We start from the raw sequence: 25,314 nt of genomic DNA, 5'->3' as shown, positions 1-25,314 counted from the left end.
ACTCCTATGCATCTATATAATCAGCGTAAACTGCATTTTCTGTTATAAAGTCTCTTCTTGGTTCAACTTCTGTTCCCATTAAAATTGAGAAAGTATCATCAGCTTCTGTTAAGTCGTCGATATTTACCTTTAAAAGAAGTCTGTTGTCTGGGTTCATTGTAGTTTCCCAAAGTTGTTCTGGGTCCATTTCACCAAGACCCTTGTACCTCTTTATATTTACCTTAGAGTCCTTGTATTCCTTTAGGGCAAGTCTAAGTTCCTTTTCATTGTGGCAATATCTTAAAATCTTAGTTCCCTTTTCAATTCCATAAAGTGGAGCTTGGGCAACATAAACGTGACCTTCTTCAATAAGTGGCTTCATATATCTAAAGAAAAATGTGAGTAAAAGAGTCATAATGTGGGCACCGTCAACATCGGCATCGGTCATAATTATGATCTTGTCGTATCTTAATTTTTCTAAATCGAATTCTTCTCCAATTCCTGTTCCAAAGGCTGTTATCATGGCACGAATTTCTGAAGAGTTAAGCATCTTATCAAGTCTTGCCTTTTCAACGTTCATAATCTTACCTCTTAGAGGAAGGATTGCTTGGTAGGCTGAGTCCCTGCCATCTTTTGCAGAACCACCAGCGGAATTACCTTCGACTAGGAAGATTTCATTTCTCTTTGGATCATCATTTTGACAGTCTGCAAGTTTACCAGGAAGAGTCATGGACTCAAGATTATTTTTCTTTCTTGTAAGGTCTCTTGCCTTTCTAGCTGCTTCTCTTGCACGTCTTGCTGATAGGGCCTTGTCTAGGATTTGCTTTCCAACTTTTGGATTTTCTTCCAAGAAAACTGCTAAGTCTTCAGATAAAACTGAATCTACAACTCCCCTAGTTTCTGAATTTCCTAGTTTCGCCTTAGTTTGTCCTTCAAATTGTGGATCAGGTAGCTTTACACTTATAACTGCAGAAATACCTTCTCTTACATCTTCACCAGATAGGTTCTCTTCCTTTTCCTTTATAATATTATTTTTTCTACCATAATCATTTAGGGTCCTTGTTAGGGCTGACCTAAAACCTGATAGGTGGGTTCCACCCTCTTCAGTGTTAATATTATTTGCAAAAGAAAGCACAACTTCTGAATAGGAATCTGTGTATTGGATAGCAATTTCAATTGCTGTTTCTTCCCTAATTTCATCTATGTAGATGATTTCATCATGAACTGGCTTTTTCTTTGCATTTATAAATTCAACAAAGGACTTAATTCCACCTTCATAATGGAATACTTCCTTTAGGTCTTTTCTTTCATCTATAAATTCAATTTTTATTCCCTTATTTAGGAAGGCCATTTCCCTAAATCTCTTAGCTAAAACTTCATCAGAAAATTCTACTGTTTCAAATATTGTATCGTCTGGTTCGAAGTAAATTGTTGTACCAGTATCCTCTTTCTTAGTTTCTCCAATAACTTCAAGTTCACTTTTTCTAATACCCTTAGAGAATTCTTGTCTGTAGATTTTTCCATTTCTTTTTACAGTTGCAACTAATTTATTGGAAAGGGCGTTAACTACAGATACACCAACCCCATGAAGTCCACCAGAAACCTTGTAGGCAGAGTTGTCAAACTTACCACCTGCGTGAAGTATAGTAAGAACAGTTTCTACTGTAGACTTACCTGTTTGTGGATGGATATCAACTGGTATACCTGAACCATTATCAGTTATTTCAACGCTTCCATTTTTATTTATTTTAATAATAATATGATCACATATACCGGCAAGAGCCTCATCAATAGAGTTATCTACAATCTCATAAACTAAGTGGTGTAGACCTCTTGGGCCAGTAGATCCAATATACATACCCGGTCTTTTTCTAACGGGTTCTAATCCTTCTAAGACCTGTATATCCGACGCGTCATAGTGTCTTTTATCCTTTGCCATTTTTTCTCCTATTCTTTTACAAAATTCTACCTTGGCTCACCCTATAAAAATTAGCATCAACAGATTTTAAAAATTCGTCTGCCTCGGTTGTGGTGATGAAGGTCTGTAAATCTTTTAGTGAATGTAATAAGTATCTACTTCTCTTGAAGTCGATTTCTGAAAAGACATCGTCAAGTAAAAGTAGAGGTTTTGTTTTATATAAATCTCTTATGAGATCTGCTTCAGCTAATTTTAAACTCAAGACTATAGATCTTTGTTCCCCTTGAGACCCATAAGATTTAGATGAAAATTTATTTATCTTGAAGTCCAAGTCATCTCTGTGGGGTCCAATTGTTGTGTATCTCTTCTCAAGATCCTTTGGGAGAGCTTCTTTTAATATCCTAAAATAATTTTCCATGAGTTCTCCCTCGTCAACAAAGACAGGAACTGTGGATAGATAAGTTATATTTAGGTCGTCTCCCGATAAATTTTTATAATGTTTTTTGGCAATTTCATTTAACTTTTTAATAGTCTTTAGCCTCATTATAATTATCTTTGTCCCATTTCTTACGATTTCTCTGTCATAGACATCTAATAGATTTCTGTCCATATTCATCTTGAGGAGCTTGTTTCTCTCAAACAAGAGCCTCCTGTACTTGTACATATAAAAATCGTAATTCAGGTCAATATTTGAAAGCAAATCGTCTAAGAATTTTCTTCTTTCCTTAGGTGAATATTTTATTATATTTAGATCTTCAGGATTAAAAAGTACAACAAATCTTGATTTTCTGTATTCCTTAGTATTTACCTTGTCGTCGTTTATAAAAAGTTTTTTGTTTTCAAATTTTGAAATTTCAATCCTGTAGTCGTCCTTGTAGTCTTCAGTAATATATCTTGTAATGATACTTGATGAATTTTCACCTATATTAATAAGGTCATAATCTTTTAAGCTTCTAAAGGAAGTCGCCCTTATAGACATGTAGATAGATTCTAACAAGTTGGTCTTTCCCGAAGCATTTAGACCGTAGAGGACATTTATATTTTCACCTGGAACAAAATCTAAACCCTTGTAATTTCTAAAATTAAAAAGTCTTAGATACTTGAGTTTCATTTTTCACCAATTATAAAATCATTTCCTTGGAAAGAAATTTTATCTCCCTTATATAATTTTTTTCCTCTCCTAGTTTCAACTTCTCCATTAACCATAACTTCTCCTTCTTGAATTAGGGTCTTGGCAAGACCACCTAATTCACAAAGGTTTGTTAGCTTAAGGAAGGAGTCTAGTTTTATAAACTCAGTGTTTATTTTTATAGTTTCCATAATTACCCCGCAAGTCTTACTGGTAAGACAAGATATATATAGGAATCATCTTCTTTTTCTGTAATTATTAGAGGGTTTACTGAATCAGTAAAATTAAGGACAATTTCTTCTGATTCTAGAATCTTAACCCCATCTAAAATATATCTTGAATTAAAAGCAATATCTAAACTTTCTTCATGTTCTGATGTCTTAACTTTTTCGAAAACATCTCCAATTTCAGAATTACTCTTTATATCGATATAATTTTCCTTAACATTTAACTTTATTAGGTTGGCCCTGTCTTCTCTTGCAAGAAGAGATGCCCTTTCCACTGCAAGTTGAAATTCTCTTTTTGATACAGATGTAGAAATCTTGTGTTCATCTCTTAAAAGAGCACTGTAGCTAAAGAAATCTCCACTTAGTAAAGTTGAATAAAATACAGTGTTATTAAAGTTAAAGACAATATTATTTCTTGATATATTTAACTTAAGATCTTCTTCATCATCAATAATCTTTACAAGTTCATTTAAAGACCTTGAAGGGATAATAATAGAATTTTCTATTCCAGTTTCCTTTTCAAGTCTTTGGATTGCCATCCTAAAACCATCTAGGGCAACAAAATTAATGTAGTTTTTCTTTATATCCATTAGGACACCTGTAAAGACAATTCTAGATTCGTCGTTGGAAACTGCAAAAGTAGTTTTCTTTACAATGTTTTTTAAGTCCTTGGCAGATATATCTATAGAAATATTTTCTTCTACCTTTGGTAGGTCAGGATATTCATCAGCCTTTTGTGTTGATAAATTAAATATTGAATCCCCACATTTAAGGTTCATCATGTAATTTTCTACATTTATATTTATTATGTCATTTTCAAGTTTTCTTATAATGTCACCAAATAGTCTTGAATTTATTACTATTTCGCCTTCTCTTTCAACAATGGCATTAAGTTCAGTTTTTATACTTATTTCTGTGTCAGTTGCAGTAAGAGTTAGGGTATTATTCTTAGCTGATATTTTTATACCTTCAAGTATTTGCATAGTTGTTCTTTGAGAAATTGCTTTTTGAACTATGGAAATGTGTTTTGTCAGTTCTTTTCTGTTAACCTTTATTAGCATTTTTTCCTCCTAGAAAATAGTATATTAATTAGTAATAGTAGTAGGGCTTGTGGATTTGTTAATAAGTTCCCTAAACTTATAACTTTCAATAAAATTTATTCTTGATAAGTTGTGGATAAGATTGCCACTAAAAAAAAACTTATCAACAACTAAGATTTAATCTCTTTTATTAAATTAGTAATCTCAATTTTAAATATGGGATCATCTTCTAAATCCTTACTTATTTTATCGTAGGCATGAATAACAGTGGAGTGGTCACGGCCACCAAAGACATCTCCTATCTTGGGAAGGCTAAGATCTGTTAATTCTCTTGTTATATACATGGCTATTTGTCTTGGATAGGCTATAGCCTTGGTCCTTTTTCTAGAATTAAAATCATCAAGATTTAGTCCGTATTTTTTTGCAACTTCTGCCTTAATGTATTCTGCAGTAATTTGTTTTTTTGCCTTAGTTTCGTAGATATCCCTAAGGACTATAGCAGCAGATTCAACGGAAATATCTGAATCTGTAAGCTTAGAATAGGCCATAACTCGTGATAATGCCCCTTCTAGCTCCCTAATATTACTTCTTACATTTTCAGCAATAAAGGTCATTACCTCTTGAGATACCTCAAATCCTTCAGAATCTGCCTTTTTTCTCAAAATTGCAATTCTAGTTTCAAGGTCTGGAGGCCCAATATCTACTACAAGACCCCAGGCAAACCTGGAAATAAGCCTTTCTTCAAGACTCTTAATTTCCTTTGGTGGTTTATCAGATGTTAGGACAATTTGCTTATTTTGCTCATGGAGCTCATTAAAGGTATGGAAAAACTCTTCCTGAGTCCTGTCCTTATCAGCTATAAACTGGATATCGTCAATTAGTAGAAGGTCAACCTTCCTGTATTTGTTTCTAAATTCTTCATTTTTATTAGTTTGGATTGAATTTATGAGCTCGTTGGTAAATTGCTCACTTGTCACGTATAAAATCTTCTTAGTAGGATCTTGTTCTAGTACAAAATGTCCAATTGCATGCATTAAATGGGTTTTTCCAAGTCCAACGCCTCCATAGATGAAGAGGGGATTTGAAAAGGCATTTTGCGGATTTTCATAGTTTTCAGAGACTGCCAGAGCTGCTGCATGGGCAAATTCGTTGCTCTTACCCACTACAAAGGTTTCAAAGGTATACTTTGGATTTAGCCTTGACACGCTTAAAAAATTCTTATTTACAAGGCCTGCTGGGTTCTGATCAGTTGCTTCGTCTTCTGAAATTATGCTGATATCAAAATCAATTCCCGTAATTTCTTTTAGAGCTTCACCTACTAGGTCGAAGTGCCTCTTGTTATTTACGAGATAGTCCCTAATGAAGGGTGAAGGAACTGTTATGATGATTTTCTTTTCATCATAATCAATTGATTTTGGAAGCATTCTGGAAAACCAAGTGGAGTATGTAACTTGAGACATAGATTTCTTTTCAAGTTCTTTTAAGAAAGACTCCCACATAGTGGAAAGTTCCTTGTCCATATTTCCTCCTTATTAACAATTTTTTTATTGTTGATAAATAACAGTTCATAATTATATTTACAATTGTGATTAAGTTTGTGGATAAGTAGATATAAACACTATGAATTTAGTGATAATGTTGATAGTTAAGCTTTAAAAAAGTGTAAATGACAATTTTTTAGAAAATAAAAATAAAACTATCAACATCTTATCAACAGATTGTTAATAACTTTATTTATAAACAGCCTTATTATTATCTACATATAAGCCACAATTATCCACATATATTTTAACAAATACCAGGGGACTTATCAACAAGAAGGCTTTGGAGGACTTTTTGCTAAATTTTTCTTTTTTAGATTTTATAGCTTAAAATTTCATTTAATTGTCTATATTACTTGACAAGATCTGCATTTGTAAATAAAATGATAAGGATAGAAAGAGGTGAGAATTTTGAAAAGAACTTATCAACCAAAAAATAAACAAAGAAAAAGGGAACACGGTTTTCGTGCAAGAATGAGAACTAGAGCAGGTAGAGCCGTAATTAAAGCAAGAAGAAGAAAGGGCAGAAAGAAACTTTCAGCTTAGGTTTTATAATGAAGGATTGTTATTTAAAAAAGAATAGTGAATTTCAAAGGGTTTATTCTAATAAGAAGATTTCTGGATCTAGATACATTACTCTTTTTACTGCCAATAACAACAGGGACTATTCCAGGTTTGGTATAACTGCCACAAAGAAAATTGGCAATGCAGTAAATAGAAATTTTGTTAGAAGAAGATTAAAACACCTTTTAAGAGAGAATTCTCATAATATAGAGCCTGGATATGATTATGTATTCGTTGCAAAAAAGGATGCATGTGATTCAGACTTTAAAGACTTTAAGAATTCTTTTTTTTCTGTTTTAAAAAGACAAAAGAAGATGGTTAAATGAGTAAAATTTGTATGCTTTTAATAAGATTTTATCAAAGGTTTATCTCAACCTATATTCTTCCAGGAAGACACTGTAGGTTCGAACCCACTTGTTCACAATACAGCTATGAAGCCTATAAGAAGTATGGATTTTTTAAGGGAACTTATTTAACTATAAGAAGAATCTTAAAGTGTAATCCCTTCCATAAGGGCGGATACGATCCTCTCATTTAAATTTGGAGGAAATTATTAATGCGATTAATTAGTACTATACTAGGTACTTTTGTTAAGTTCATCTATGATGGGCTAGCAGCGATTATGCCACAAGAACCTACTGCAATTTCATTTTTTGCACTTTCAATTATAATTGCAACTATTATTATTAAGCTTTTAATTTTGCCACTAAATGTTTCTCAAATGAAAAATCAAAAGAAGATGGCAAAACTTCAACCAGAGCTTAAAAAAATTCAAACGAAGTACAAAAATGACCCACAAACTTTGGCTGCAAAGCAACAAAAACTTTATAAGGATAACAACTATAATATGGCTGGAGGATGTCTTCCAATGGTCATCACTATGGTTGTGTTAATTGCTTTTTACAGGGTCTTTTTGAACCCACAAACCTTCGCTTTTACAGATCCAGGTTTTTACGAAGCCATGAACAAGAATTTCTTTTATATAAAAAATATTGATCATGCTGATAAAACTTTAATTTTACCTATTATAGCAGCGGCTACGACTTTCTTAGTATCTTTTATTACTACTAAGAACCCTGCAACTCAAGGAGCAGGAGCTGATCAAGCTAAGTCAATGATGTCTACTATGATGGTTGTAATGCCAATTTTAATTTTTTCAATGGCAAGAAAATATGCAGCAGGACTTGTAATTTATTGGACTGTTTCCAATATTTTTTCAATAGGTCAACAGCTCATAACTAATAAGATTGTAGAAGATGAAATTGAAGAAGTTGAGGTTAAGGACAAGTAATGAATTATGTAATTAAAACGGGTAAAACCGTAGATGAAGCAGTAAGAGAGGCTCTAAGTGAATTAAATATTACAATAGAAAATGCTGAGATTGAAGTCCTTGATGAAGGTCAAAAGGGTTTCTTGGGACTTATTGGTTCTAAGGATGCCACTGTTAAAGTTTGGCCTAAGGTAGATGAAACAAAAAGTATCTTAAATGAAATATTTAATGAAGAAATTGAACCAGAGACGAGCCAAGAAGTAGTTCATAACACTGATGATGAACTTGAATTCGAAAAAGAAGAAGTTTCCACAGATGAATTTAATATGGAAGAAGTCATAAAGACACTTGATGAAGAAAATGAAGGAATCATAAGTGCTGCAAGAGAATTCTTAGAAAAAATTCTTGAAACTCTTGAACTTGATAATATTGTGGAAATGGAATTAGAAGATAATACTCTAAACGTAAATATCAATGGAGATGAAAATAGACTTGGAATTTTAATTGGAAAAAGGGGTGTAACTCTTGATTCCATCCAATATATTTTAAACTTAATTGTTAATAAAAAATCTTCAAGATACATTAGAGTTAATCTTGACTCTAGTGGCTACAGGGATAAGAGGAAGAAGACTCTAGAAAGTCTTGCTGGCAAAATGGCCAACAAGGTATTAAAGACTGGTAGGTCAATTAAGCTTGAACCTATGAATTCTTATGAAAGAAAGATTATCCACACAGCTTTACAAGATTTTGAAGGAGTACTTACTCATTCAGAAGGAAAGGATCCTTTTAGAAAAGTAGTAATTCAAAAAGAGAGAAAATATTAATGAAGAGGGCTTTATTTAAAAGCCTTCTTTTTTATTTGAAATAATTGTAGTAATATAATCTAAAAGGAATGATAAAATGGCAAATTTAAATGATACTATAGCCGCTATTTCTACTGCAATCGGTGAGGCCGGCATTGCAATAGTAAGAATGAGTGGCGATGATTCAGTTAATATAATAGATAAAATTTTTGTTTCTGCCATTGGAAAAAAGATGGCAGAGGCAGAGAATAGGAAATTTTTATATGGTCACATAGTAGATGGCGACAAGTTAATCGATGAGGTTTTAGTTGTTAAGATGAAGGGACCTCACTCCTATACTGCAGAGGACATCATTGAAGTACACTGCCATGGTGGTGTAGTATCCGTTAAAAGGATTTTAAGTCTAATCTTATCCAAGGGAGCAAGACTTGCAGAAAAGGGTGAGTTTACTAAGAGAGGCTTCTTAAATGGAAGGATTGACTTAACTCAAGCTGAAGCTGTAATTGATATGATTAAGGCAAAGACTGATATATCCTTCGATATGGGTCTAAATCAATTGAGTGGTGCCTTAAGTGAAGTTTTAAATAAACTAAAGGACGAGCTTGTGTCTATGCAGGCCCTTATAGTTGCTAACATCGATTTTCCTGATGAGGACATAGAGGATGCTGCCTACCATGACCTAATGGAAAGGTCAGGCAAAATCTTAGAAAAGATGGATAATCTCTTGGATAATTCAAAGAACTCAAGGCTCCTAAGAGATGGAATCAACACAGTAATTCTTGGAAAGCCAAATGTTGGCAAGTCTTCCCTATTAAATGGGCTCTTAAAATATGACAGGGCCATAGTTACAGATATAGCTGGAACAACTAGGGATATTATTGAAGACTATATTAACCTTGATGGGGTCCTATTAAAGATCACTGATACAGCAGGAATTAGAGAAACTGATGACGAAGTTGAAAAGATAGGTGTTAATATTGCAAGAGAAAAGCTAAAGGAAGCTGACCTTGTTATTGCTATCTTTGATATTTCTCGTGACTTTGATAAGGACGATGAAGAAATCTTAAAACTTATAAAGGGAAAGAAGCATATCACTATTTTAAATAAGGATGACCTTGATCAAAAAATTTCTGATGAAGAAATTGAAAAATATTTCAAAGATGATTATTTAAGACTTTCAGTGATGGAGAATAAGTCAGTTAAAAAGATAGAAAACTTAATTATAGACCTCTTCTTTGATGGAGAACTTCAAATCTCTTCAGATTCAATACTTTCTAACATAAGACATATAAATGCCTTAAAGGAAGCAAAAAAAGCTCTTCTAGAGGTAAATGAGAGCCTAAAGGAAAGGGTCTTTTTAGATTTAATTGAAGTTGACCTAGAAAATGTCATAGGACACATTTCTGAAATAACAGGAACAATTACAACAGAAGATATTTTAGACAGGGTATTTTCTGATTTTTGTATAGGAAAGTAGGTAAAGATGTCAGAAGTTAGATATTATGAAGCAGGAGACTTTGACACAGTAGTCATTGGAGCAGGCCATGCTGGCAGTGAAGCTGCCCTTGCCTCTGCAAGACTTGGTGCAAAGACCCTCCTATTATGTATAAATTTAGATTCAGTTGCACAACTTAGTTGCAACCCAAATATTGGGGGCACTGGAAAGGGTCACCTGGTTCGTGAGATTGACGCCCTTGGCGGAGAAATGGCAAAAAATATTGACAAGGCCTTTATCCAATCCAAGATGCTCAACACTTCCAAGGGACCTGCAGTCCATTCACTTAGGGTTCAGGCTGATAAGAGAAAATATCACGATGAGATGAAGAGGGTTCTTGAAAATGAAGAAAACCTCTATCTTGTGGAAGATGAGGCTATAAAAATCTTAAAAGAAGGTAATAAGGTAACAGGAGTTCTCACAAGAAACGGCTCAAAATACAAGGCTAAGGCTGTTGTAATTTGTAGTGGGACCTACCTTAGGGCAAGGATTTTTATGGGAGAAGTTAACTTTTCATCAGGTCCTTCAGGTTTTGGACCTGCCAACCACCTATCTTCAAGTTTGGAAGAAGACTTTGGTATGAAACTTCAAAGGCTTAAAACTGGTACACCAGCAAGGGTCCTAAGAAAGTCTATAGACTTTTCAGTAATGACTGAGCAAACTGGAGATGAAGAAATTATCCCATTTTCTTTCTTAAATATTGACAAGAAATATGATGTACACCAAGAACTCTGCTATTTGACCTACACAACTAAGAAGTGTCACGAAATTATAAGAAATAACATAAAAAGATCTGCCCTAGCCCTTGGAGATATTGAAGGAAAAGGTCCAAGATATTGTCCATCAATTGAAGACAAGGTTATGAGGTTTGCAGACAGGGATTCTCACCAAGTTTTCATTGAGCCAGAGGGCCTTACTACTGATGAAATGTATATTCAAGGTGTTTCATCCTCCCTACCTGTTGAAGTTCAACACGAGTTTTATAAGGAAATTATTGGGATGGAAAATTGCAAGATTCTAAGACCAGCCTATGCAATAGAATATGATGCAATTGATGCAACGCTTTTAAAGAGAAGTCTTGAGCATATGGACTATGAAGGTCTCTTCTTTGCAGGTCAAATCAATGGATCTAGTGGATATGAAGAAGCGGGAGCCCAAGGTATTGTTGCAGGCATTAATGCTGCCCTAAAGGTTCAAGGAAAGGATCCTTTTATCCTAGATAGGTCAGAGGCTTATATTGGAGTTCTCATTGACGACTTAGTAACTAAGGGAACTCGTGAACCCTATAGGATGATGACTTCAAGGGCTGAATACAGGCTAACTCTAAGGCAAGATAACGCCGATCTTAGGTTGACAGAAAGAGGAAGACAAATTGGACTTGTTGACGATGAAAGATACCAAGGATATCTTTATAGGAAGAAGGCTATTGAGGATGAAATGAAGAGAATCAAGAAAATACAAATCAACCCAACAGTTGAAAACAACAAAATCTTAGAATCTCTTGGATCCACTGAAACTCAAAATTCCTTTAGCCTTTATGAAATGATAAAGAGACCAGAGCTTGATTATAAAAAATTAGCAGTATTTGACCCAGATAGGCCACCTGTTCGTGATGATGTAATAAGAAATATTGAAATTGAAATAAAATACGAAGGATATATTAAGAAGCAAGAACTTCAAATTAAACAGTTTAAGAAGCTTGAAAATAAAAAGCTTGCTAAAGATATAGACTACAAGTCTATAGAGGGTTTAAGAATAGAGGCAAAAGAAAAGCTATCTGATATTAGACCAGAATCAATTGGTCAAGCATCAAGAATCACTGGAGTTTCACCAGCTGATATAAATGTCTTACTTATCCACCTAGAACAAATGAGGAGAAAAAATGTTAGTTGATTATTTCAAAGAATACGGTCTTGATACAAAAAATATTGACAAGTACGAGAGATACAAAAAACTAATCCTAGACTATAACCAACACACAAATCTAACTAGGATAACTGAAGATGATGAATTCAATGTAAAGCACTTCTTGGATTGCTTAAGCCTACTAAAGACTGCGAAGTTTAGTGGCAGTGAAAAGATAATAGACATTGGAACAGGTGCAGGATTTCCTGGACTTCCTTTAAAACTCTACAATGAAGAACTTGATGTTACCCTACTAGATTCATTAAGAAAAAGGATTGACTTTTTAGATGGAGTTATTGAGAACTTGGAACTTGAAGGCATAAGGGCAATCCATGCAAGAGCAGAAGAAATTGCAAGGACAGATGAATACAGAGAACAATTCGAAGTAGCGGTATCAAGGGCTGTCGCTAACCTATCCACTCTTGCGGAATATGCAATGGGTTTTGTAAAAGTTGGAGGATACTTTATATCTCAAAAGGGTCCAGAGTATAAGGAAGAAATAAAAAATGCCAAGAGGGCAATTGAGGTTATGGGTGGAGAAGTTGAAAATATAATTCACACACCCCTCCCCAATGACATCGACCACTATATAATAATGATAAAAAAAGTAAAATCTACTGATGAGAAGTACCCAAGAGGTGGAGGTAAACCAAGGAAGTCTCCTCTATAAGCTTGTAAAATACACAATTTAATAGATATACAGTTTTTCAAAATTATGAGGCTCCACGTGGAGCCTTTTTTGTGAGATTTTTTACTTGAAATAAATTACAAATGCTCTACGTAGAGCACAAAAATTTCCATAATAAGATGCTCCACGTAGAGCATGGTATATAAAAAGTTTTGATAAAAAATTATATTAAAAAAAATTATCTCTTATAAGACTTCATCTTTAAATTAAAACTTAAACGTGATACTATTGATAGTATAGAAATGAGGTAAGAATATGTCTCTTGTAATTACAGTTTTTAATCAAAAAGGTGGCGTGGGAAAGAGCACCACAGTTATAAATTTAAGTTCAGCATTGGCACTAAGAGGCAAAAAAACTCTTATAGTGGATATGGATCCACAAGGAAATGCCACATCGGGCCTTGGACTATATGAATTTGACAACATGATATATGACTTTCTAATAAATGAAGAAGAAGGTTCAATATATCCAACAGGTTTTTCAAAACTCGATATAATCCCATCAAATTCAGAATTTGCAGGAGTTGAAATAGAGTTAGCAATCCACAAAGACTGGCAGTTTAAACTAAAAAAGATGATAGATAAGGTAAAGGATAACTATGATTTTGTAATTATTGATTCACCACCTTCTCTTGGAATTTTATCCCTGATGTCCCTTGTAGCAAGTGACAAAATTTTGGTTCCAGTCCAATGTGAATACTATGCCCTTGAAGGTGTAACTCAACTTATGGATACAATGACCCTTGTTAGGGAAAACTTTAATCCAGACCTAAGCTTATTAGGAGTTGTCATGTGTATGTTCGATGGAAGGACTAATCTTTCAAACCAAGTGGTAGAAGAAATCCAAAAGCATTTTGATAACAAGGTATTTAAGAGTTTTATACCAAGGAATGTAAGGTTGGCAGAAGCTCCAAGCTATGGTATGAATATATACGACTATGACAGCAGTTCTAAGGGGGCCAAGGCTTACTCAGACCTTGCCAAGGAAGTAATAGGTGAGATAAATGACTAAGAAAAAAGGGCTTGGAAGGGGCATTGGAAACTTTCTTAATTCTAGTGAAAAGATAAGAGAAGTTATAGAAGAAGAACGCTCCAAGCTAATGGAAATAAATATTGAAGATATATTTGCAAATGAAGGTCAACCAAGAAAAAACTTTGATCAAGAAGAATTAAAGGACTTGGCATCTTCTATAAAGAAGTATGGTATTATTCAGCCTCTTCTATTGAAGAAAAAAGATGAAAAGTACGAGATTGTAGCCGGTGAAAGAAGATTTAGAGCTGCAAAACTTGCTGGTCTTGAAAGGGTTCCTGCTATAGTAAAGGATATTTCTGATGACGAATCCTCAAGGATAGCGATTATAGAAAACATTCAAAGAAAGGACCTAAATCCGGTTGAAGAAGCCATGAGTTATAAACACCTATTGGATTCACAAGAATTAACTCAAAAAGAACTTGCTGATGAAATAGGAAAATCTAGACAATATGTTGGCAACACCATTAGGCTTTTAAATCTTGACCCAAGAGTTTTAAAACTTCTTGAAGAAGAGAAAATAAGCACATCACATGGGAAAAAACTTCTTTCTATAAAAGATGGTGACAAACAATATAAGGAAGCAATGAGGATTATCAAGGATTCCTTGCCTGTTAATGACAACAACAAGGCAGTGAAAAAACCTAGCGTCCAAGAAAAAGAAGATATTTACTTAGTAGATATGAGAAACAAGGTGGAAAGAACTCTTGGAACTAAGGTAAATTTCAAAAAAAGAGGCAAGGTAGGTAAAATAGAAATAGAATACTATGGAGAAGAAGACCTATCCAGGATTCTTGATTTAATATTAGCTGGAGATTTGAATTAATATGAAGAGATTTTATACAACCTATCTAGTATCTGCCTTTTCAGACAGGGCCTTTATGGGGAATTCTACAGGGGTAGTCATCGATGATGGAAAGCTTACAGATCTTGAAATGAAAAACATTGCAAGGGATATAAACCAATCCGTTGTAGTTTTTGTAAGAGGGCTTGATAGGGATAGGTACTTAACAAGATTTTTCACACCAGAAGGGGAAATAAATCTTTGTGGTCATGCAACTATTGCAACTTTTTATGCCCTTGCTGAAAATGAATACATTATGTCCAAGGAAGAAGGAATAAAAAAGATTATTCAGCATACAAAAATTGGTAGAATTCCAGTAGACCTTGAATACAAGGGTTTTAAAATTCAAAATGTTCATATGAATTTAAATGTTGAATTGAGAGAAAAATATGATGCTCCAGAAGGTGTTTTAAGAGCTTTAAATTTAAGACCTGATGATATAGGTCTAGATATAAAAGAAAACTTAAATATGGAAAGAATATCAATGGGAACTTGTGACATCCTTGTTCCAGTAAAAAATGAGAGAGTCTTATCATCCATAAATTTAAATAGGGATGAGGCATTAAGGATTTCAAGAGAAGAAAAGATAATTTCAATTCATACCTTTACTACAGAAGATGGAAAAGAAGTCAAACAAAGGACTTTCTCCCCAATTATTGGTGTTGATGAAGAATTTGGAAGTGGAACATCAACAGCAGCCACTATGCACTACTTAAAGGCAAATAACATTGCAAGTAGTGACTCAATTTATGCCACTCAAGGAGATTATATTGGAAGAGTCTCAAAGGTTTTAACTAGCCTTGGTGAAAGTGAAAATAAGGTTAGGGTCGGAGGCAGGGCCTATGTATTTATGAATGGAGTTATATATTTATAATGGGAAGAAGACAGAAAAAATCAAAGAGATCAAAGCTAGTTCTGGTAATATTTTTTGCAGTCCTTGTCTTTTTTGGAGGTAGTCTAGTATCTTCTAGAAACAAGATTGTAGATATTAATCCTAGAGACATTGACTATATTGAAATAATAGGTTTTAAGACTGATAACATGAAGACTATTAAGGACAGAAAAATAGTTACAAAGATTTCAAAGGACTTAAACAGTCTAAGAGGGAAACAAGCAAACAAGGATACAAATGGAGAAATTGCCAATTACATCAATGTTTACTTCACAAGTGGCAACAAGATTTCATTTGTTAAGACAGGACTAACAATTAGGGTCAATAATATTTATTACAATATTAATTCTAGAAATTCAAGAATGATTGATGAAATAATAAAAAAATATGGAAGATAAACCTGGTGAGCTGAGGCTCACTGAGTTTTTTATTTGCATTGTTTCCTTGATAAAAATTAATAAACCTTGTTGATAAGTATAAATTAAAAAGGAAAATTTATATGTTTATAAAAAATTCAAAACGATTAAGAAAAAGGAGTGAAAAATTAGATAATATCAACAATTGTAGATAAGATAGAAGAATTGTGGATAAAAAACTTAGAAAAAATAAAAAAAGACATAAAAAAAGAAGGAAAAACTCAACTTATCCACAAAAAAGACCCGACCTAAGTCGAGTCCAATTTATATTACATGGTCTTTTTGTCAGCTGGTAGGAATGAATCCACAATACCAAGAATAAAGGCGCCCACAAAAGCACCAACAATAGATACATCAAATCCATTAACATATTTACCCGTAATGAATAAAATTATTGCTGCAGCAATAAATCCAACTGCACCTCTACCGAAAGGTGAAGCATCAATGCCTGTGAACTTGTTAACTGCCCAGTCCAAAATTCCTATTACAATTGCCGCCATAATAGCAGCAGAATAACCGTCTGTTTTAATTCCTATTGAAAATGCAGAAGTTATTAAAATAGCTAATCCACTAACCAAGACTTTTATAATTAATTTAATCATACATTATTCCTCCTTAATTTATCTATAACCAAAATTGCAAAAAATTAAACAATTTTACCCCTATGTAAAAATATGTGGTATAAATAAGGGAGGAGGTAGATATGAAACACGTAAAAATAGAGATATTTATCCCAAGAGAGGACAGTAGAAAGTTAATAGACAAGATAAATGAAGGTGGATTTTTAAAAGAAGAAAATTATGACTACTGCTATGCAGAAACATATGTGCTAGGGCATTTTAGACCCATTGAAGGCGCCAATCCCTATATTGGAAGCCTAAACAAGATAGAAGAGGTTCAAGAATCAAAGTTAGAATTTAGGATAAGAAAAGAAAATCTGGGAGAAGTCATGAAGATAATTAAGGAAAATCACCCATATGAGGTCCCTGTTATTAATATTATTGAGCTTATAGATTTAGATTAAAAATAATTAAGCTATCAAGGATTTTTGATTTAAAATATTTTGTGACTAAATTGTCCTATAATAGGAGCTAAAATTGGAAGGAATATAAAGATATAAATTAAGAAATTTTCTATAATAAACAAATAACTCCAAAGCCTCTAGCTTAGAGATTTTGGAGTTTAAATAATTTGGCGTCTACGAGAGGAGTCGAACCTCCGGCCCCACGCTTAGGAGGCGTGTGCTCTATCCTACTGAGCTACGTAGACTCATAAAATAATTGTATATAAATAAGGAAGAAGTGTCAATATTTAATGACACTTCTTTTATTTTTAACCCTATAGTCTTAGGCAGCTTTTTCAATATTTACAAAAATTTCTTCAAAGACTCTTTTGAATTTATTGATTATGCCCTTTTCATAGACCTTGTCCTTTACAATTAAGTCACTTTCAAAAACTAGCTTGTCACCCTTGTAAAAGGAAATCTTTCCAACAGATGAACCCGCCTCGATTGGAGCCTTTAGGTCATCATCTATTTCCACAATCTCCTTGTATTTATCATTTGACTTGGAAAGTATGTAGCCAATTTCCTTTTGATAAACAGGTATATTTTCATCTTGAGAGTGTAGGACTTCTATGGTCCTTACTTCCTTTTCAGTGTCTCCTATTGCATTGTAGCCGTAGTCTTCAAAGCCCCTAGTAATAAGTCTTTTGCAGGCAACAAACCTCTCAAAGTCAGAGTTGGAACCTGTTGTTATCCCAATAAGCCTCATGTCCTTAGACTTTTCATCTACTCCCTTTTCAAGACCAGTTAAGATTACACACCTGCCAGCTGCATTGGTATAACCTGTCTTTAGTCCATCAACTTCTGGGACAATGCCAAGGACAGGGTTGGTGCTGTATTCTATAAAGTTTCTTCCAGGGTCTTCCAACTTAGGGATGGAAGTGTATTTTAAAATTTCTGGATGAAACTTAATAAGTTCTGATGCTAACTTGAACATTTCCCTAGTAGTCATCTTGTTGTAGTCCAAAATTTCATAATTAGTAAGTCCTGTTGGGTTTACCATTAGGGCATTTTTAAGTCCCAGGTCCTTGCACTTGTCGTTCATCATCTTTACGAAGGCATCAGTAGACCCTGCCACGTGCTTGCCAAGAGCTGTAATTGCATCGTTTCCTGATACAACCATAGAAGCTTCGATTAGCTTTTCCACTGTGACCTTGTCACCTTCTTTTAATTTAAAGGAAGATCCAGTTAGGGCTGCAGCCTCCTTGTCGATTTCAACTTCGTCATTAAGAGAGATTTTACCCTCTTGAATTTTATCTAAAACAACAAAAATAGAAACCAATTTTGAAGTTGATGCCATGGCACGAACCTCGTCAAGGTTGTAGCCTTCTAGGATTTTACCAGACTTGTAGTCTCCCAATAAGTAGGACTTAGTGAGTCCTTCTAGTGGAACTTCTTCTAACTTTTTAATTTTTTCAGCCTCATAAAGGTTGGCCTTTTGGACACCGTCCTTTGTTGGGACTAGAAAATCTTGATTTCTAATTGTTTTTGGATCTATTTCTTTTTCTTCAGCCTTTGTAGCTGTGGCATCTTGGACATTTGAACTAGCTGCCTTAATATTATCACTTTGGGCTTTAGACTCTGCTGCCAAGACACTTCCTGGGGCAGAAAAAATTATAAGTCCAAGAGATAAATATAGAAGTAATTTTTTCATCTTGCACCTCGGAAAGTATTGTATCAAATTATAAATAAATTGTAAATTAAGTGGGAATTATTAGGACTTATAAAGTTCTAAATTATGGGAAATTGTTACCATTCTAGGGGTAATATGTTATAATGAAGCTTGTAAATTAAAAATTAAACCTACGAGGAGACTATAATGGATAAACAAAAAATAGAAAAAGCTGTTGAGATGATTATCGAGGCGATTGGAGAAGACAAAAACAGAGAAGGTCTATTAGAAACTCCAGCAAGAGTTGCAAGAATGTATGAAGAAATTTTTGCAGGACTTGGAAAAACAGCCGAAGAACATCTTTCAAAGACTTTTGAAATAACAGAGGACAATATAGTTGTTGTAAAGGACATTGATTTTTATTCTATGTGCGAACACCACTTCCTACCATTTTATGGAAAGGCCCACATCGCCTATATACCAAATGAAAAGGTGGCAGGTCTTTCAAAACTTGCGAGAACAGTGGAAACTTATGCAAAAAAACCACAACTTCAAGAGAGATTAAGCATTGAAATTGCAGATGCCATGATGAAGTACCTTGAACCAAAGGGAGTTCTTGTAGTTATAGAAGCAGAGCATATGTGCATGAATATGAGAGGTGTTAAAAAGCCTGGCTCAAAGACTGTAACATCAGTAGCTAGAGGTGTTTTAGAAACTGACGAAAAGCAAAAACAAGAAGCCTTTAGACTTATTGAATTTTAATGAAAAATACAGACATAATTCTTAAGAGTAAAATCTACAATGACTATTTAAATGAACTTGAATACCTAGAGAGGGACAGGTTTTTTTGCAGGCACAACTATGAACACTTTGTGTCTGTTGCAAGGATTTGTTACATCTTGAAACTAGAAGAAGATGTAGATGTTGACAAGGATATGATTTATTCAACAGCCCTCCTCCACGACATAGGGAGGCTCATTGAGATAAAAGAGGGAATAAATCACGCCATTGCCTCAGTTGACCTTGCAAGAAAAATTTTAAAGCTTACTGATTTTTCAGAAGAAGAAAAGAAAAGAATCCTAGATTGCATTGGAGCTCACAGAAGCAAGGACCAGAAAGAGGACGAGTTTTTTAATATATTTTACAGGGCAGACAAGTTGTCAAGGTCTTGCTTTAGGTGTCCTGCCTACGAGGGGTGCAATTGGGACTTCAACAAGAAAAATCACACAATAATTTATTGATGGGAGTATTATGGATTTTATTAAGATAAAAGATCTAGAAGTCTATGCCAACCATGGGCTTTTTGAAGAAGAGAATAAACTTGGACAAAAATTTTTAATTAGTGCAGAAATTGGGATGAGTTTTAGGGACTGTGCCATAGAAAAAAACTTGGACAGGTCCATAGACTATGGAAAGTTGTCCCATGACCTCTACAATCTTTTTAAAAATGAAACAGAGGACTTAATTGAAACTCTTGCCTACAAGATGACAAAATTCATCTTTGACAATTATGAAATAGCAGAAACTGTGGATCTTACAATAAAAAAGCCTTGGGCACCAATTAATCTTCCCCTAGACACAGCATCAGTTCGCTGCAAAAAAAAGAGAAGGAACTATTATATTGGGATTGGGACAAATCTTGGAGACAGGGAAAACTATATTAAATCAGCCTTAGAAAAGATGGAAGAAGCTGGGCTTAGAGTCTTAGAAAAGGCACCTATAATTGAAACCAAGGCCTGGGGCAAGACTGATCAAGGAGACTTTTTAAATACAGTTGTAAGGGTGTCCTCCTTTGAAGATCCCCATGACCTCCTCCACATCTTGCAAAAAATTGAGATTGACCTAGACAGGGTTAGGCATGAAAAATGGGGAGCAAGGACAATTGACTTAGATATTCTCTTTATAGATAGAGAAATCCACTACACAGATGAGTTAATAGTGCCCCATCCCTATATTGCAGAGAGGGAGTTCGTATTAGAATCCCTAAATGAACTTATGCCGAATTATTTTCATCCAATCCTAAATAAAAAAATAAGCAGGCTTTATAAAGAAGTGAAAGATGAATATTAAGAAGCTGGGCTGTGACTGTCTTGGTATTATTATGGCTTTCCTTGGGATTGTCTTTTTTATGGGACTTTTAATAAATTCTGTAGCAGAAAGAAGGGCCCAGGAAGAGCAAAATTACAGACAGGCTTATATTGCAGAGACAGAAAAATTAGCAGTTAAGGTGGCAAAAAAATATGACCTGCTACCATCAGTTATGATTGCCCAGTCAATCCTTGAGAGTAATTGGGGAAGATCTCAGCTTTCACAAGAATACAATAATTATTTTGGAATCAAGGCAGTGAAAAAGAATGAAGGCATAGTATTCGAGACCGAAGAATATGTTGATGGTCAAAGTGGAAGCTATATGGAGAATTTCAAAAAATACTCTTCCAAGAAGGAATCCTTTGACCACTATGGCAAGCTCCTTTCCACAGCCAAGAGATACAAAAAGGTAAAGACTACCAAGAATTATAGGGAAGCTGCCCAGTTTATAAAAGAAGCTGGCTACGCAACAGACCCTGCCTACGCAGACAAAATAATATCAGTCATAGAAAAATATGGCTTAAATAAATACGACGAGGTGTAAAATTGACAAAAAATAAGAAAGAGTGGCTAAAAACCAGCCTAATAATCATAATTCTTTCAATAGCTTTCCTTGTATTTAAGTACAACAAGCTAGATACAAATAACTTTGCCCAGGTTTTTAATTACAAGACTTTGGCAATCCTATTGGGGATAATATCCATATCAACCCTGGCAGTTTTCTTCTTTGTAGATGAAAAAAGATACAAGGACACAAAATCAGTTTTTATTTATATGATAATCTTAGTAATTTTATTCTCAGGCATATCCTATTATAGGTACAAAAATTTAACAGGACTTAGCCAAAATGACTTATCAGTCATAGAAACTGATCTAAAAAAAATGTTTATAAATTTTGGAATCTATATGTTTGTCTTCTTTGGAACCATGTTAATGCTAACTAAAAACGATAAGGTTGCCGAAGAACTAGAACAAGAAAAAGAAGAAGCAAATAAGAATTTGAAAAACATAAAGAGTAAAAAAAAGAAAAAGAAGAAAAAATAAGAAAGAGGAAACAATGAATAAGAAAACATCTAACATAGTCCTTATAATATCAGCAATAATTCCCTTTGGACTTCAGTTATCTGGCATAAAAACAGTGCTTGGCAATGGGTCAATTATGTACTCAATCATGTGGGCTTTAGTAAACTACCTATTTTTGATGACAGCAGTGGAATTCATATCAAAGTACAAGAAAATTCTAAAACTTGAGGACCTAAATATAAAAAAGAGGACCTACAACTTAAACGTCTTTATTTATATAGGCTTTTTGCTTTTTGTAAATATTTACTTTTTCCAACAAATGTATATGAGAGATAACAAGATCATCAATATATTTGCAAATCCATTATTTTTAATAGGGCTATTACTCCTATTTTTATTTAACCTCCAAAATGGAAAATTCCCTAGCAGAGAAGACAAGGATACAATAATTTATGACATACCCCTAAAGTCATCCTTTAGAGATGGCAGGGACAAACTTGGAACTCTTGTGGGATCCTATGGTAAAGGACTTGTACTTGGAAATGATTATTTTCCCTACGAAGATATGAAATCTATTTCCAAGTCAAAGAACGATGAAATTGTTATAAAAGGTAAGGAGGGATTTAGGAACTATATAGTAAATATTGGGTCCAAAAACTCAGCAAATCAAGCAATTATTGAAATTAACAAGGCCCTTAACGATGGTAAAATCGACGAGAAAAAAATAAATTTAAAAAAATAAAAAAACTTTTAGGAAAACATTGACAAAATAACTTTAGTGCTCTATACTATAGATAAGCTAGCTAGAGAAAACAAATTGGTAACTAAGAAAAGGTGATTCCAATGACAAGTTTTAATTTATCCCGCAAGGGAAAGGTAGCAAAGTATCTCATTTGAAAGTAGCTTATTGCTAAAGGTTGAATGCTTAATTTACGAGGTATAGAGCTATAGTTACATAACAATTGAAAATTTTAAAATCAAGAGATCCAGATGGGTCTCTTTTTGTTTTACAGGGTTAGAGGAAATTTCATTTTTGTTTTTGATAAAAATATTAAAAAGGATTTTTTTAGATAAGCCACGACGCAACCAAAAGTTGCGGTATATTTTCTTGTTATGAAGTTTTTCTTTTGTTATATTGATTTTGGAATTTCAAATTTACTTAATAACTTTGCAGGCTAAAACCCTATAAAGATAAGATTTTATTAGACGTTAATTTATTATATGAAATAAAATTTATTTCTCTTGATAAAAATCCAAGAGTCCACAAATGTAGATAAGGAAGAAAAATTGTGGATAAAAAATAAAACTTGAATTAAGGGAGTTAAAAATTTTTCACAGCTTATTAAGATAAAGCAAAAAATTTATAAAATTTCTTGACAAAAAGAATTGCCAAGATTATAGTGTAGATATAAAGTATATACAGTTAAAAATTTTTATTACATAAATTTTATCTTGCAAATTAAAAAGACAGCAGATATAATGATTATTGTATTAAGGAGTTGATACAAAAGTACAAGTATTTTATGTGTAAGCTAAAAAAAAGTCCTGGATAGATGATGCAGGGCTGGTCTAAGCAAAAGTAAGCCAAAACAAAATCAAATCCAAGCAAGGCGAATAAAATATTATGAAAATTTATAAGAATTTCTTATTAATAAGTTAGTTTAATTTAATTTATTTTATGTAATATTGTTTTAATTTGAAAGGCTTCTCTGGGTTTGATAAAATCAAAGCAAATAGGAGGTATACTATGAAAAAGAAAATTTTAACTATTTTTCTTGTACTTATTGCAGCCATAACTCTTGGCGCTTGTAGTGCAAACACAACAGCATATCTAGATGCATCTCAAAAGGTTGCAAACTGGAAGGGCTCAAAGGTTTCTGGACAACTTGAATACAATGTTGAAGTAAAAAATCCTGAAACTAAAGAAGTCGTAAAAATGAAATTCCCTGTAAGCCTTACTGGTGAACAAGTTGGAAAAGATAAGGCTCATGTTTTAATGAATATGGACTTCACAAACTTAAAAAAAGAAATTGCAAAAGTTTCTAAGAGCCAAAAAGAAATCGCTGGCCTTAATAAAGATGTGCCAGACAAGATCAAGATGGACTTTTATGTAAAGGGCAATGAAGTTATCATGTCAAAAGATATCTTTGCACTTGGAAATGAATCCTTCAAGAACATCAAGGAAGGCTACATCTCAATTGCAGATGAAAGAAATGGTCTTTCACCAAAAGCTGCACAATACTTTAACTCCGAAGAATTTAAGACAGACCTAATCAAGTTAATGGACCTTGCATCAAAGGGCATTAAACAAGAAATTGACTTCAAAGTTGAAGGCAACACATACACATTAAACGCAAGTAGTGACGCTATAATTGACCAGTTCATCAAGTCAGCTGACGGCGTTATGAAAAATTGGGACGCAGTTTCAACATCTGCCTTAGCAATTGTTGACAAGGCTGGACTTCCAATGACTGAAGAAGAAAGAAAAGACTTCAAAGAACTTAACAAAGAATACAAGGCAGAAGACTTAAAAGAAGCTGCTAAGGGCATAAAAGAAATGATTAAGGGATCAAACATTTCTCAAAAGACAACTTTTGAAGAAAACAAAGTTATCCAAGATCTAGCAATGCAATTTAACTTTGCAGACTTTATAAAAGTTTCTGTTAAGGGAAAAGTTAACACAGTAAAAGATGAAAATGTAAAAATCAACTTCCCAACTTCAGTTAAAAAATTAACTACAGATGAATACATGAAGTTAATTATGCCAAATGTGACTCTTGTAACAGTAAGAGTAAATGGCGAAGACATAACTTTTGAAGACCCTGAAGCTCTTCCAAAGATCATGAATGACAGAACTATGTTAGCAGCTCGTGCCTTCTATGAAAAAATCGGTGCAAAAGTTGATTGGAATGGAAAAGACAGAAGTGTAACAGTTACAAAGGACAAGAACAAAATCGTCTTAAAGATTGATTCTAACAAGGCCCTTGTAAATGGAAAAGAAGTTGCACTTGACTCTCCAGCAGTTATTGTAAAAGATAAGACTTACATCCCTGTAAGATTCGTATCAGAAGCCTTTGGTTATAAGGTTAAATACGATAAGAACGATGGAATGCCAATAGTTGACATCTATAACATGACAGAAAAGGAATTAGAAGCTAAGCTTGCAGAAATTGAAAAAGAAGAAAACTACAAGATAATCGCTTCAATGAAAACTGACCTTAAAGACGAAGAAGTTGTTAAAAATTTAAAAGACCTTTATGAAGGCGAAGAATTAAATAAATTACTTGCAGCAAAGGCTGACCTTGACAAGAACCCTGAACTTCTAAAGAAATACCAAGAAGAAAACAAAAAAGAAATGGCAGCATTCTTAAAAGAAGATAAGGAAGAAGTTAAAGAAGAAAAAGCTGACAAGAAAGAAACTAAAGAAGTTAAGGAAGAAAAAGTTGCTGAAAAGACAGAAAAATCTGCCGAAAAAGTAGCAAAAGTTCTTTTCTCAGTAGTAAAATAAGTAAAAATTTATCCCAGGAGCAAGTCTCTTGGGATTTTTTTGATTTTAAATAACATAGATATTTTATTAGGAAGCCAAGTCAGGCTTCTTTTTTTTTCGAGTCTATCTTGGTGTGGATTTTTTATTCAAGAATTGCAATTTTCCTATTTAATAGTAAAGATAATTCTTATCTCTTACATCCACTCATCCTGTATTGATCGAATTCAAACTGTTTAGTGCCCATTATTTGATAACCACCTAGTGCACTCGAATATTAATATTATTAAAATAAAAAAGTTAT

Annotated in this window: 27 protein-coding genes and 1 tRNA gene; 20 read left to right on the top strand and 8 right to left on the bottom strand. The window is 33.6% G+C overall.

Annotation, left to right across the window (positions count from 1 at the left end; translation table 11 throughout):
- Positions 1-4: 4 nt before the first annotated feature.
- The 5 genes from gyrB to dnaA all read right to left on the bottom strand — a co-directional run bounded on the left by gyrB (position 5) and on the right by dnaA (position 5,813).
- Positions 5-1,918, bottom strand: a complete 1,914-nt coding sequence (gene gyrB / locus HMPREF1864_RS03170; RefSeq protein ID WP_062571399.1) for a DNA topoisomerase (ATP-hydrolyzing) subunit B — start codon at positions 1,916-1,918, stop codon at positions 5-7.
- Positions 1,919-1,934: 16 nt separating this feature from the next.
- A complete protein-coding gene (recF, locus tag HMPREF1864_RS03165) occupies positions 1,935-3,008 on the bottom strand; it encodes a DNA replication/repair protein RecF (protein WP_062571398.1) in 1,074 nt (357 codons plus the stop codon).
- Positions 3,005-3,217 (bottom strand): S4 domain-containing protein YaaA, encoded by a 213-nt coding sequence (gene yaaA / locus HMPREF1864_RS03160; RefSeq protein ID WP_062571397.1) that lies wholly within the window; start codon positions 3,215-3,217, stop codon positions 3,005-3,007. Before yaaA ends, recF begins: the two co-directional genes overlap by 4 nt.
- Positions 3,218-3,219: 2 nt before the next feature.
- Entirely contained in the window at positions 3,220-4,314 is a 1,095-nt protein-coding gene (gene dnaN / locus HMPREF1864_RS03155) for a DNA polymerase III subunit beta (protein WP_062571396.1), read from the bottom strand.
- Positions 4,315-4,463: 149 nt separating this feature from the next.
- Positions 4,464-5,813: a chromosomal replication initiator protein DnaA gene (dnaA, locus tag HMPREF1864_RS03150; RefSeq protein WP_062571395.1), complete on the bottom strand. Its 1,350-nt coding sequence runs from the start codon at positions 5,811-5,813 to the stop codon at positions 4,464-4,466.
- A gap of 429 nt (positions 5,814-6,242) precedes the next feature.
- On the opposite strand from dnaA, the gene rpmH reads away from it, so the two are divergent.
- From rpmH to HMPREF1864_RS03090, 12 genes are all read left to right on the top strand, one after another.
- The gene (rpmH, locus tag HMPREF1864_RS03145) at positions 6,243-6,380 is read left to right on the top strand and encodes a 50S ribosomal protein L34 (RefSeq protein ID WP_197407889.1); all 138 of its coding nucleotides are present in this window, start codon (positions 6,243-6,245) and stop codon (positions 6,378-6,380) included.
- Between the two features lie 8 nt (positions 6,381-6,388).
- Positions 6,389-6,724 carry a ribonuclease P protein component gene (gene rnpA, locus HMPREF1864_RS03140; protein ID WP_197415051.1) on the top strand — a complete coding sequence of 112 codons (336 nt, stop codon included), beginning with the start codon at positions 6,389-6,391 and terminating at the stop codon, positions 6,722-6,724.
- Complete coding sequence (gene yidD, locus HMPREF1864_RS03135; RefSeq protein WP_062571393.1) at positions 6,721-6,936, top strand: membrane protein insertion efficiency factor YidD; 216 nt, start codon at positions 6,721-6,723, stop codon at positions 6,934-6,936. The genes rnpA and yidD overlap by 4 nt, the downstream gene beginning before the upstream one ends.
- Positions 6,937-6,954: 18 nt before the next feature.
- Positions 6,955-7,689, top strand: a complete 735-nt coding sequence (locus HMPREF1864_RS03130) for a YidC/Oxa1 family membrane protein insertase (RefSeq protein ID WP_062571392.1) — start codon at positions 6,955-6,957, stop codon at positions 7,687-7,689.
- Complete coding sequence (jag, locus tag HMPREF1864_RS03125) at positions 7,689-8,492, top strand: RNA-binding cell elongation regulator Jag/EloR (RefSeq protein ID WP_062571391.1); 804 nt, start codon at positions 7,689-7,691, stop codon at positions 8,490-8,492. The genes HMPREF1864_RS03130 and jag overlap by 1 nt, the downstream gene beginning before the upstream one ends.
- Positions 8,493-8,568: 76 nt before the next feature.
- Positions 8,569-9,948, top strand: a complete 1,380-nt coding sequence (gene mnmE / locus HMPREF1864_RS03120; protein WP_062571390.1) for a tRNA uridine-5-carboxymethylaminomethyl(34) synthesis GTPase MnmE — start codon at positions 8,569-8,571, stop codon at positions 9,946-9,948.
- 6 nt (positions 9,949-9,954) lie between these two features.
- Complete coding sequence (gene mnmG / locus HMPREF1864_RS03115; RefSeq protein ID WP_062571389.1) at positions 9,955-11,859, top strand: tRNA uridine-5-carboxymethylaminomethyl(34) synthesis enzyme MnmG; 1,905 nt, start codon at positions 9,955-9,957, stop codon at positions 11,857-11,859.
- Positions 11,849-12,541: a 16S rRNA (guanine(527)-N(7))-methyltransferase RsmG gene (gene rsmG / locus HMPREF1864_RS03110; RefSeq protein WP_062571388.1), complete on the top strand. Its 693-nt coding sequence runs from the start codon at positions 11,849-11,851 to the stop codon at positions 12,539-12,541. The genes mnmG and rsmG overlap by 11 nt, the downstream gene beginning before the upstream one ends.
- Before the next feature lie 273 nt (positions 12,542-12,814).
- On the top strand, positions 12,815-13,570 hold the full coding sequence (locus HMPREF1864_RS03105) for a ParA family protein (RefSeq protein WP_062571387.1): 756 nt from the start codon (positions 12,815-12,817) through the stop codon (positions 13,568-13,570).
- A complete protein-coding gene (locus HMPREF1864_RS03100) occupies positions 13,563-14,414 on the top strand; it encodes a ParB/RepB/Spo0J family partition protein (protein ID WP_062571386.1) in 852 nt (283 codons plus the stop codon). Before HMPREF1864_RS03105 ends, HMPREF1864_RS03100 begins: the two co-directional genes overlap by 8 nt.
- A gap of 1 nt (position 14,415) precedes the next feature.
- The gene (locus HMPREF1864_RS03095; protein ID WP_062571385.1) at positions 14,416-15,306 is read left to right on the top strand and encodes a PhzF family phenazine biosynthesis protein; all 891 of its coding nucleotides are present in this window, start codon (positions 14,416-14,418) and stop codon (positions 15,304-15,306) included.
- A complete protein-coding gene (locus tag HMPREF1864_RS03090; RefSeq protein WP_062571384.1) occupies positions 15,306-15,722 on the top strand; it encodes a hypothetical protein in 417 nt (138 codons plus the stop codon). Before HMPREF1864_RS03095 ends, HMPREF1864_RS03090 begins: the two co-directional genes overlap by 1 nt.
- Before the next feature lie 287 nt (positions 15,723-16,009).
- On the opposite strand, the gene HMPREF1864_RS03085 is transcribed toward HMPREF1864_RS03090, so the two are convergent.
- The gene (locus HMPREF1864_RS03085) at positions 16,010-16,342 is read right to left on the bottom strand and encodes a phage holin family protein (RefSeq protein ID WP_062571383.1); all 333 of its coding nucleotides are present in this window, start codon (positions 16,340-16,342) and stop codon (positions 16,010-16,012) included.
- Between the two features lie 101 nt (positions 16,343-16,443).
- Here HMPREF1864_RS03085 and cutA point away from each other — a divergent pair, with 101 nt between their 5' ends.
- Positions 16,444-16,764: a divalent cation tolerance protein CutA gene (gene cutA, locus HMPREF1864_RS03080; protein WP_062571382.1), complete on the top strand. Its 321-nt coding sequence runs from the start codon at positions 16,444-16,446 to the stop codon at positions 16,762-16,764.
- A gap of 168 nt (positions 16,765-16,932) precedes the next feature.
- Here the strand turns inward: cutA and HMPREF1864_RS03075 are convergent.
- Together HMPREF1864_RS03075 and HMPREF1864_RS03070 are read right to left on the bottom strand one after the other, a co-directional pair.
- Positions 16,933-17,009: transfer RNA gene (locus HMPREF1864_RS03075), tRNA-Arg, on the bottom strand.
- Positions 17,010-17,086: 77 nt separating this feature from the next.
- Positions 17,087-18,457 carry a D-alanyl-D-alanine carboxypeptidase family protein gene (locus HMPREF1864_RS03070; protein WP_062571381.1) on the bottom strand — a complete coding sequence of 457 codons (1,371 nt, stop codon included), beginning with the start codon at positions 18,455-18,457 and terminating at the stop codon, positions 17,087-17,089.
- A gap of 165 nt (positions 18,458-18,622) precedes the next feature.
- Between HMPREF1864_RS03070 and folE the strand changes: the two genes are divergently transcribed.
- From folE to HMPREF1864_RS03035, 7 genes are all read left to right on the top strand, one after another.
- Positions 18,623-19,177, top strand: coding sequence for a GTP cyclohydrolase I FolE (gene folE, locus HMPREF1864_RS03065; protein WP_062571380.1), 555 nt, complete (start codon positions 18,623-18,625; stop codon positions 19,175-19,177).
- Positions 19,177-19,656 (top strand): HD domain-containing protein, encoded by a 480-nt coding sequence (locus HMPREF1864_RS03060; protein ID WP_062571379.1) that lies wholly within the window; start codon positions 19,177-19,179, stop codon positions 19,654-19,656. The genes folE and HMPREF1864_RS03060 overlap by 1 nt, the downstream gene beginning before the upstream one ends.
- A gap of 10 nt (positions 19,657-19,666) precedes the next feature.
- Entirely contained in the window at positions 19,667-20,485 is an 819-nt protein-coding gene (folK, locus tag HMPREF1864_RS03055) for a 2-amino-4-hydroxy-6-hydroxymethyldihydropteridine diphosphokinase (protein ID WP_062571378.1), read from the top strand.
- Positions 20,475-21,047, top strand: a complete 573-nt coding sequence (locus HMPREF1864_RS03050; RefSeq protein ID WP_062571377.1) for a glycoside hydrolase family 73 protein — start codon at positions 20,475-20,477, stop codon at positions 21,045-21,047. The genes folK and HMPREF1864_RS03050 overlap by 11 nt, the downstream gene beginning before the upstream one ends.
- Positions 21,048-21,049: 2 nt before the next feature.
- Complete coding sequence (locus HMPREF1864_RS03045) at positions 21,050-21,547, top strand: hypothetical protein (protein ID WP_062571376.1); 498 nt, start codon at positions 21,050-21,052, stop codon at positions 21,545-21,547.
- Between the two features lie 13 nt (positions 21,548-21,560).
- On the top strand, positions 21,561-22,268 hold the full coding sequence (locus HMPREF1864_RS03040) for a hypothetical protein (protein WP_062571375.1): 708 nt from the start codon (positions 21,561-21,563) through the stop codon (positions 22,266-22,268).
- Positions 22,269-23,273: 1,005 nt separating this feature from the next.
- Entirely contained in the window at positions 23,274-25,034 is a 1,761-nt protein-coding gene (locus HMPREF1864_RS03035; protein ID WP_062571374.1) for a copper amine oxidase N-terminal domain-containing protein, read from the top strand.
- Positions 25,035-25,314 lie beyond the last annotated feature (280 nt).

The sequence above is a fragment of the Peptoniphilus sp. DNF00840 genome, from assembly GCF_001553125.1.
Classification (GTDB): domain Bacteria; phylum Bacillota; class Clostridia; order Tissierellales; family Peptoniphilaceae; genus Peptoniphilus_A; species Peptoniphilus_A vaginalis.
This window is presented reverse-complemented; position numbering and strand designations above follow the sequence as displayed.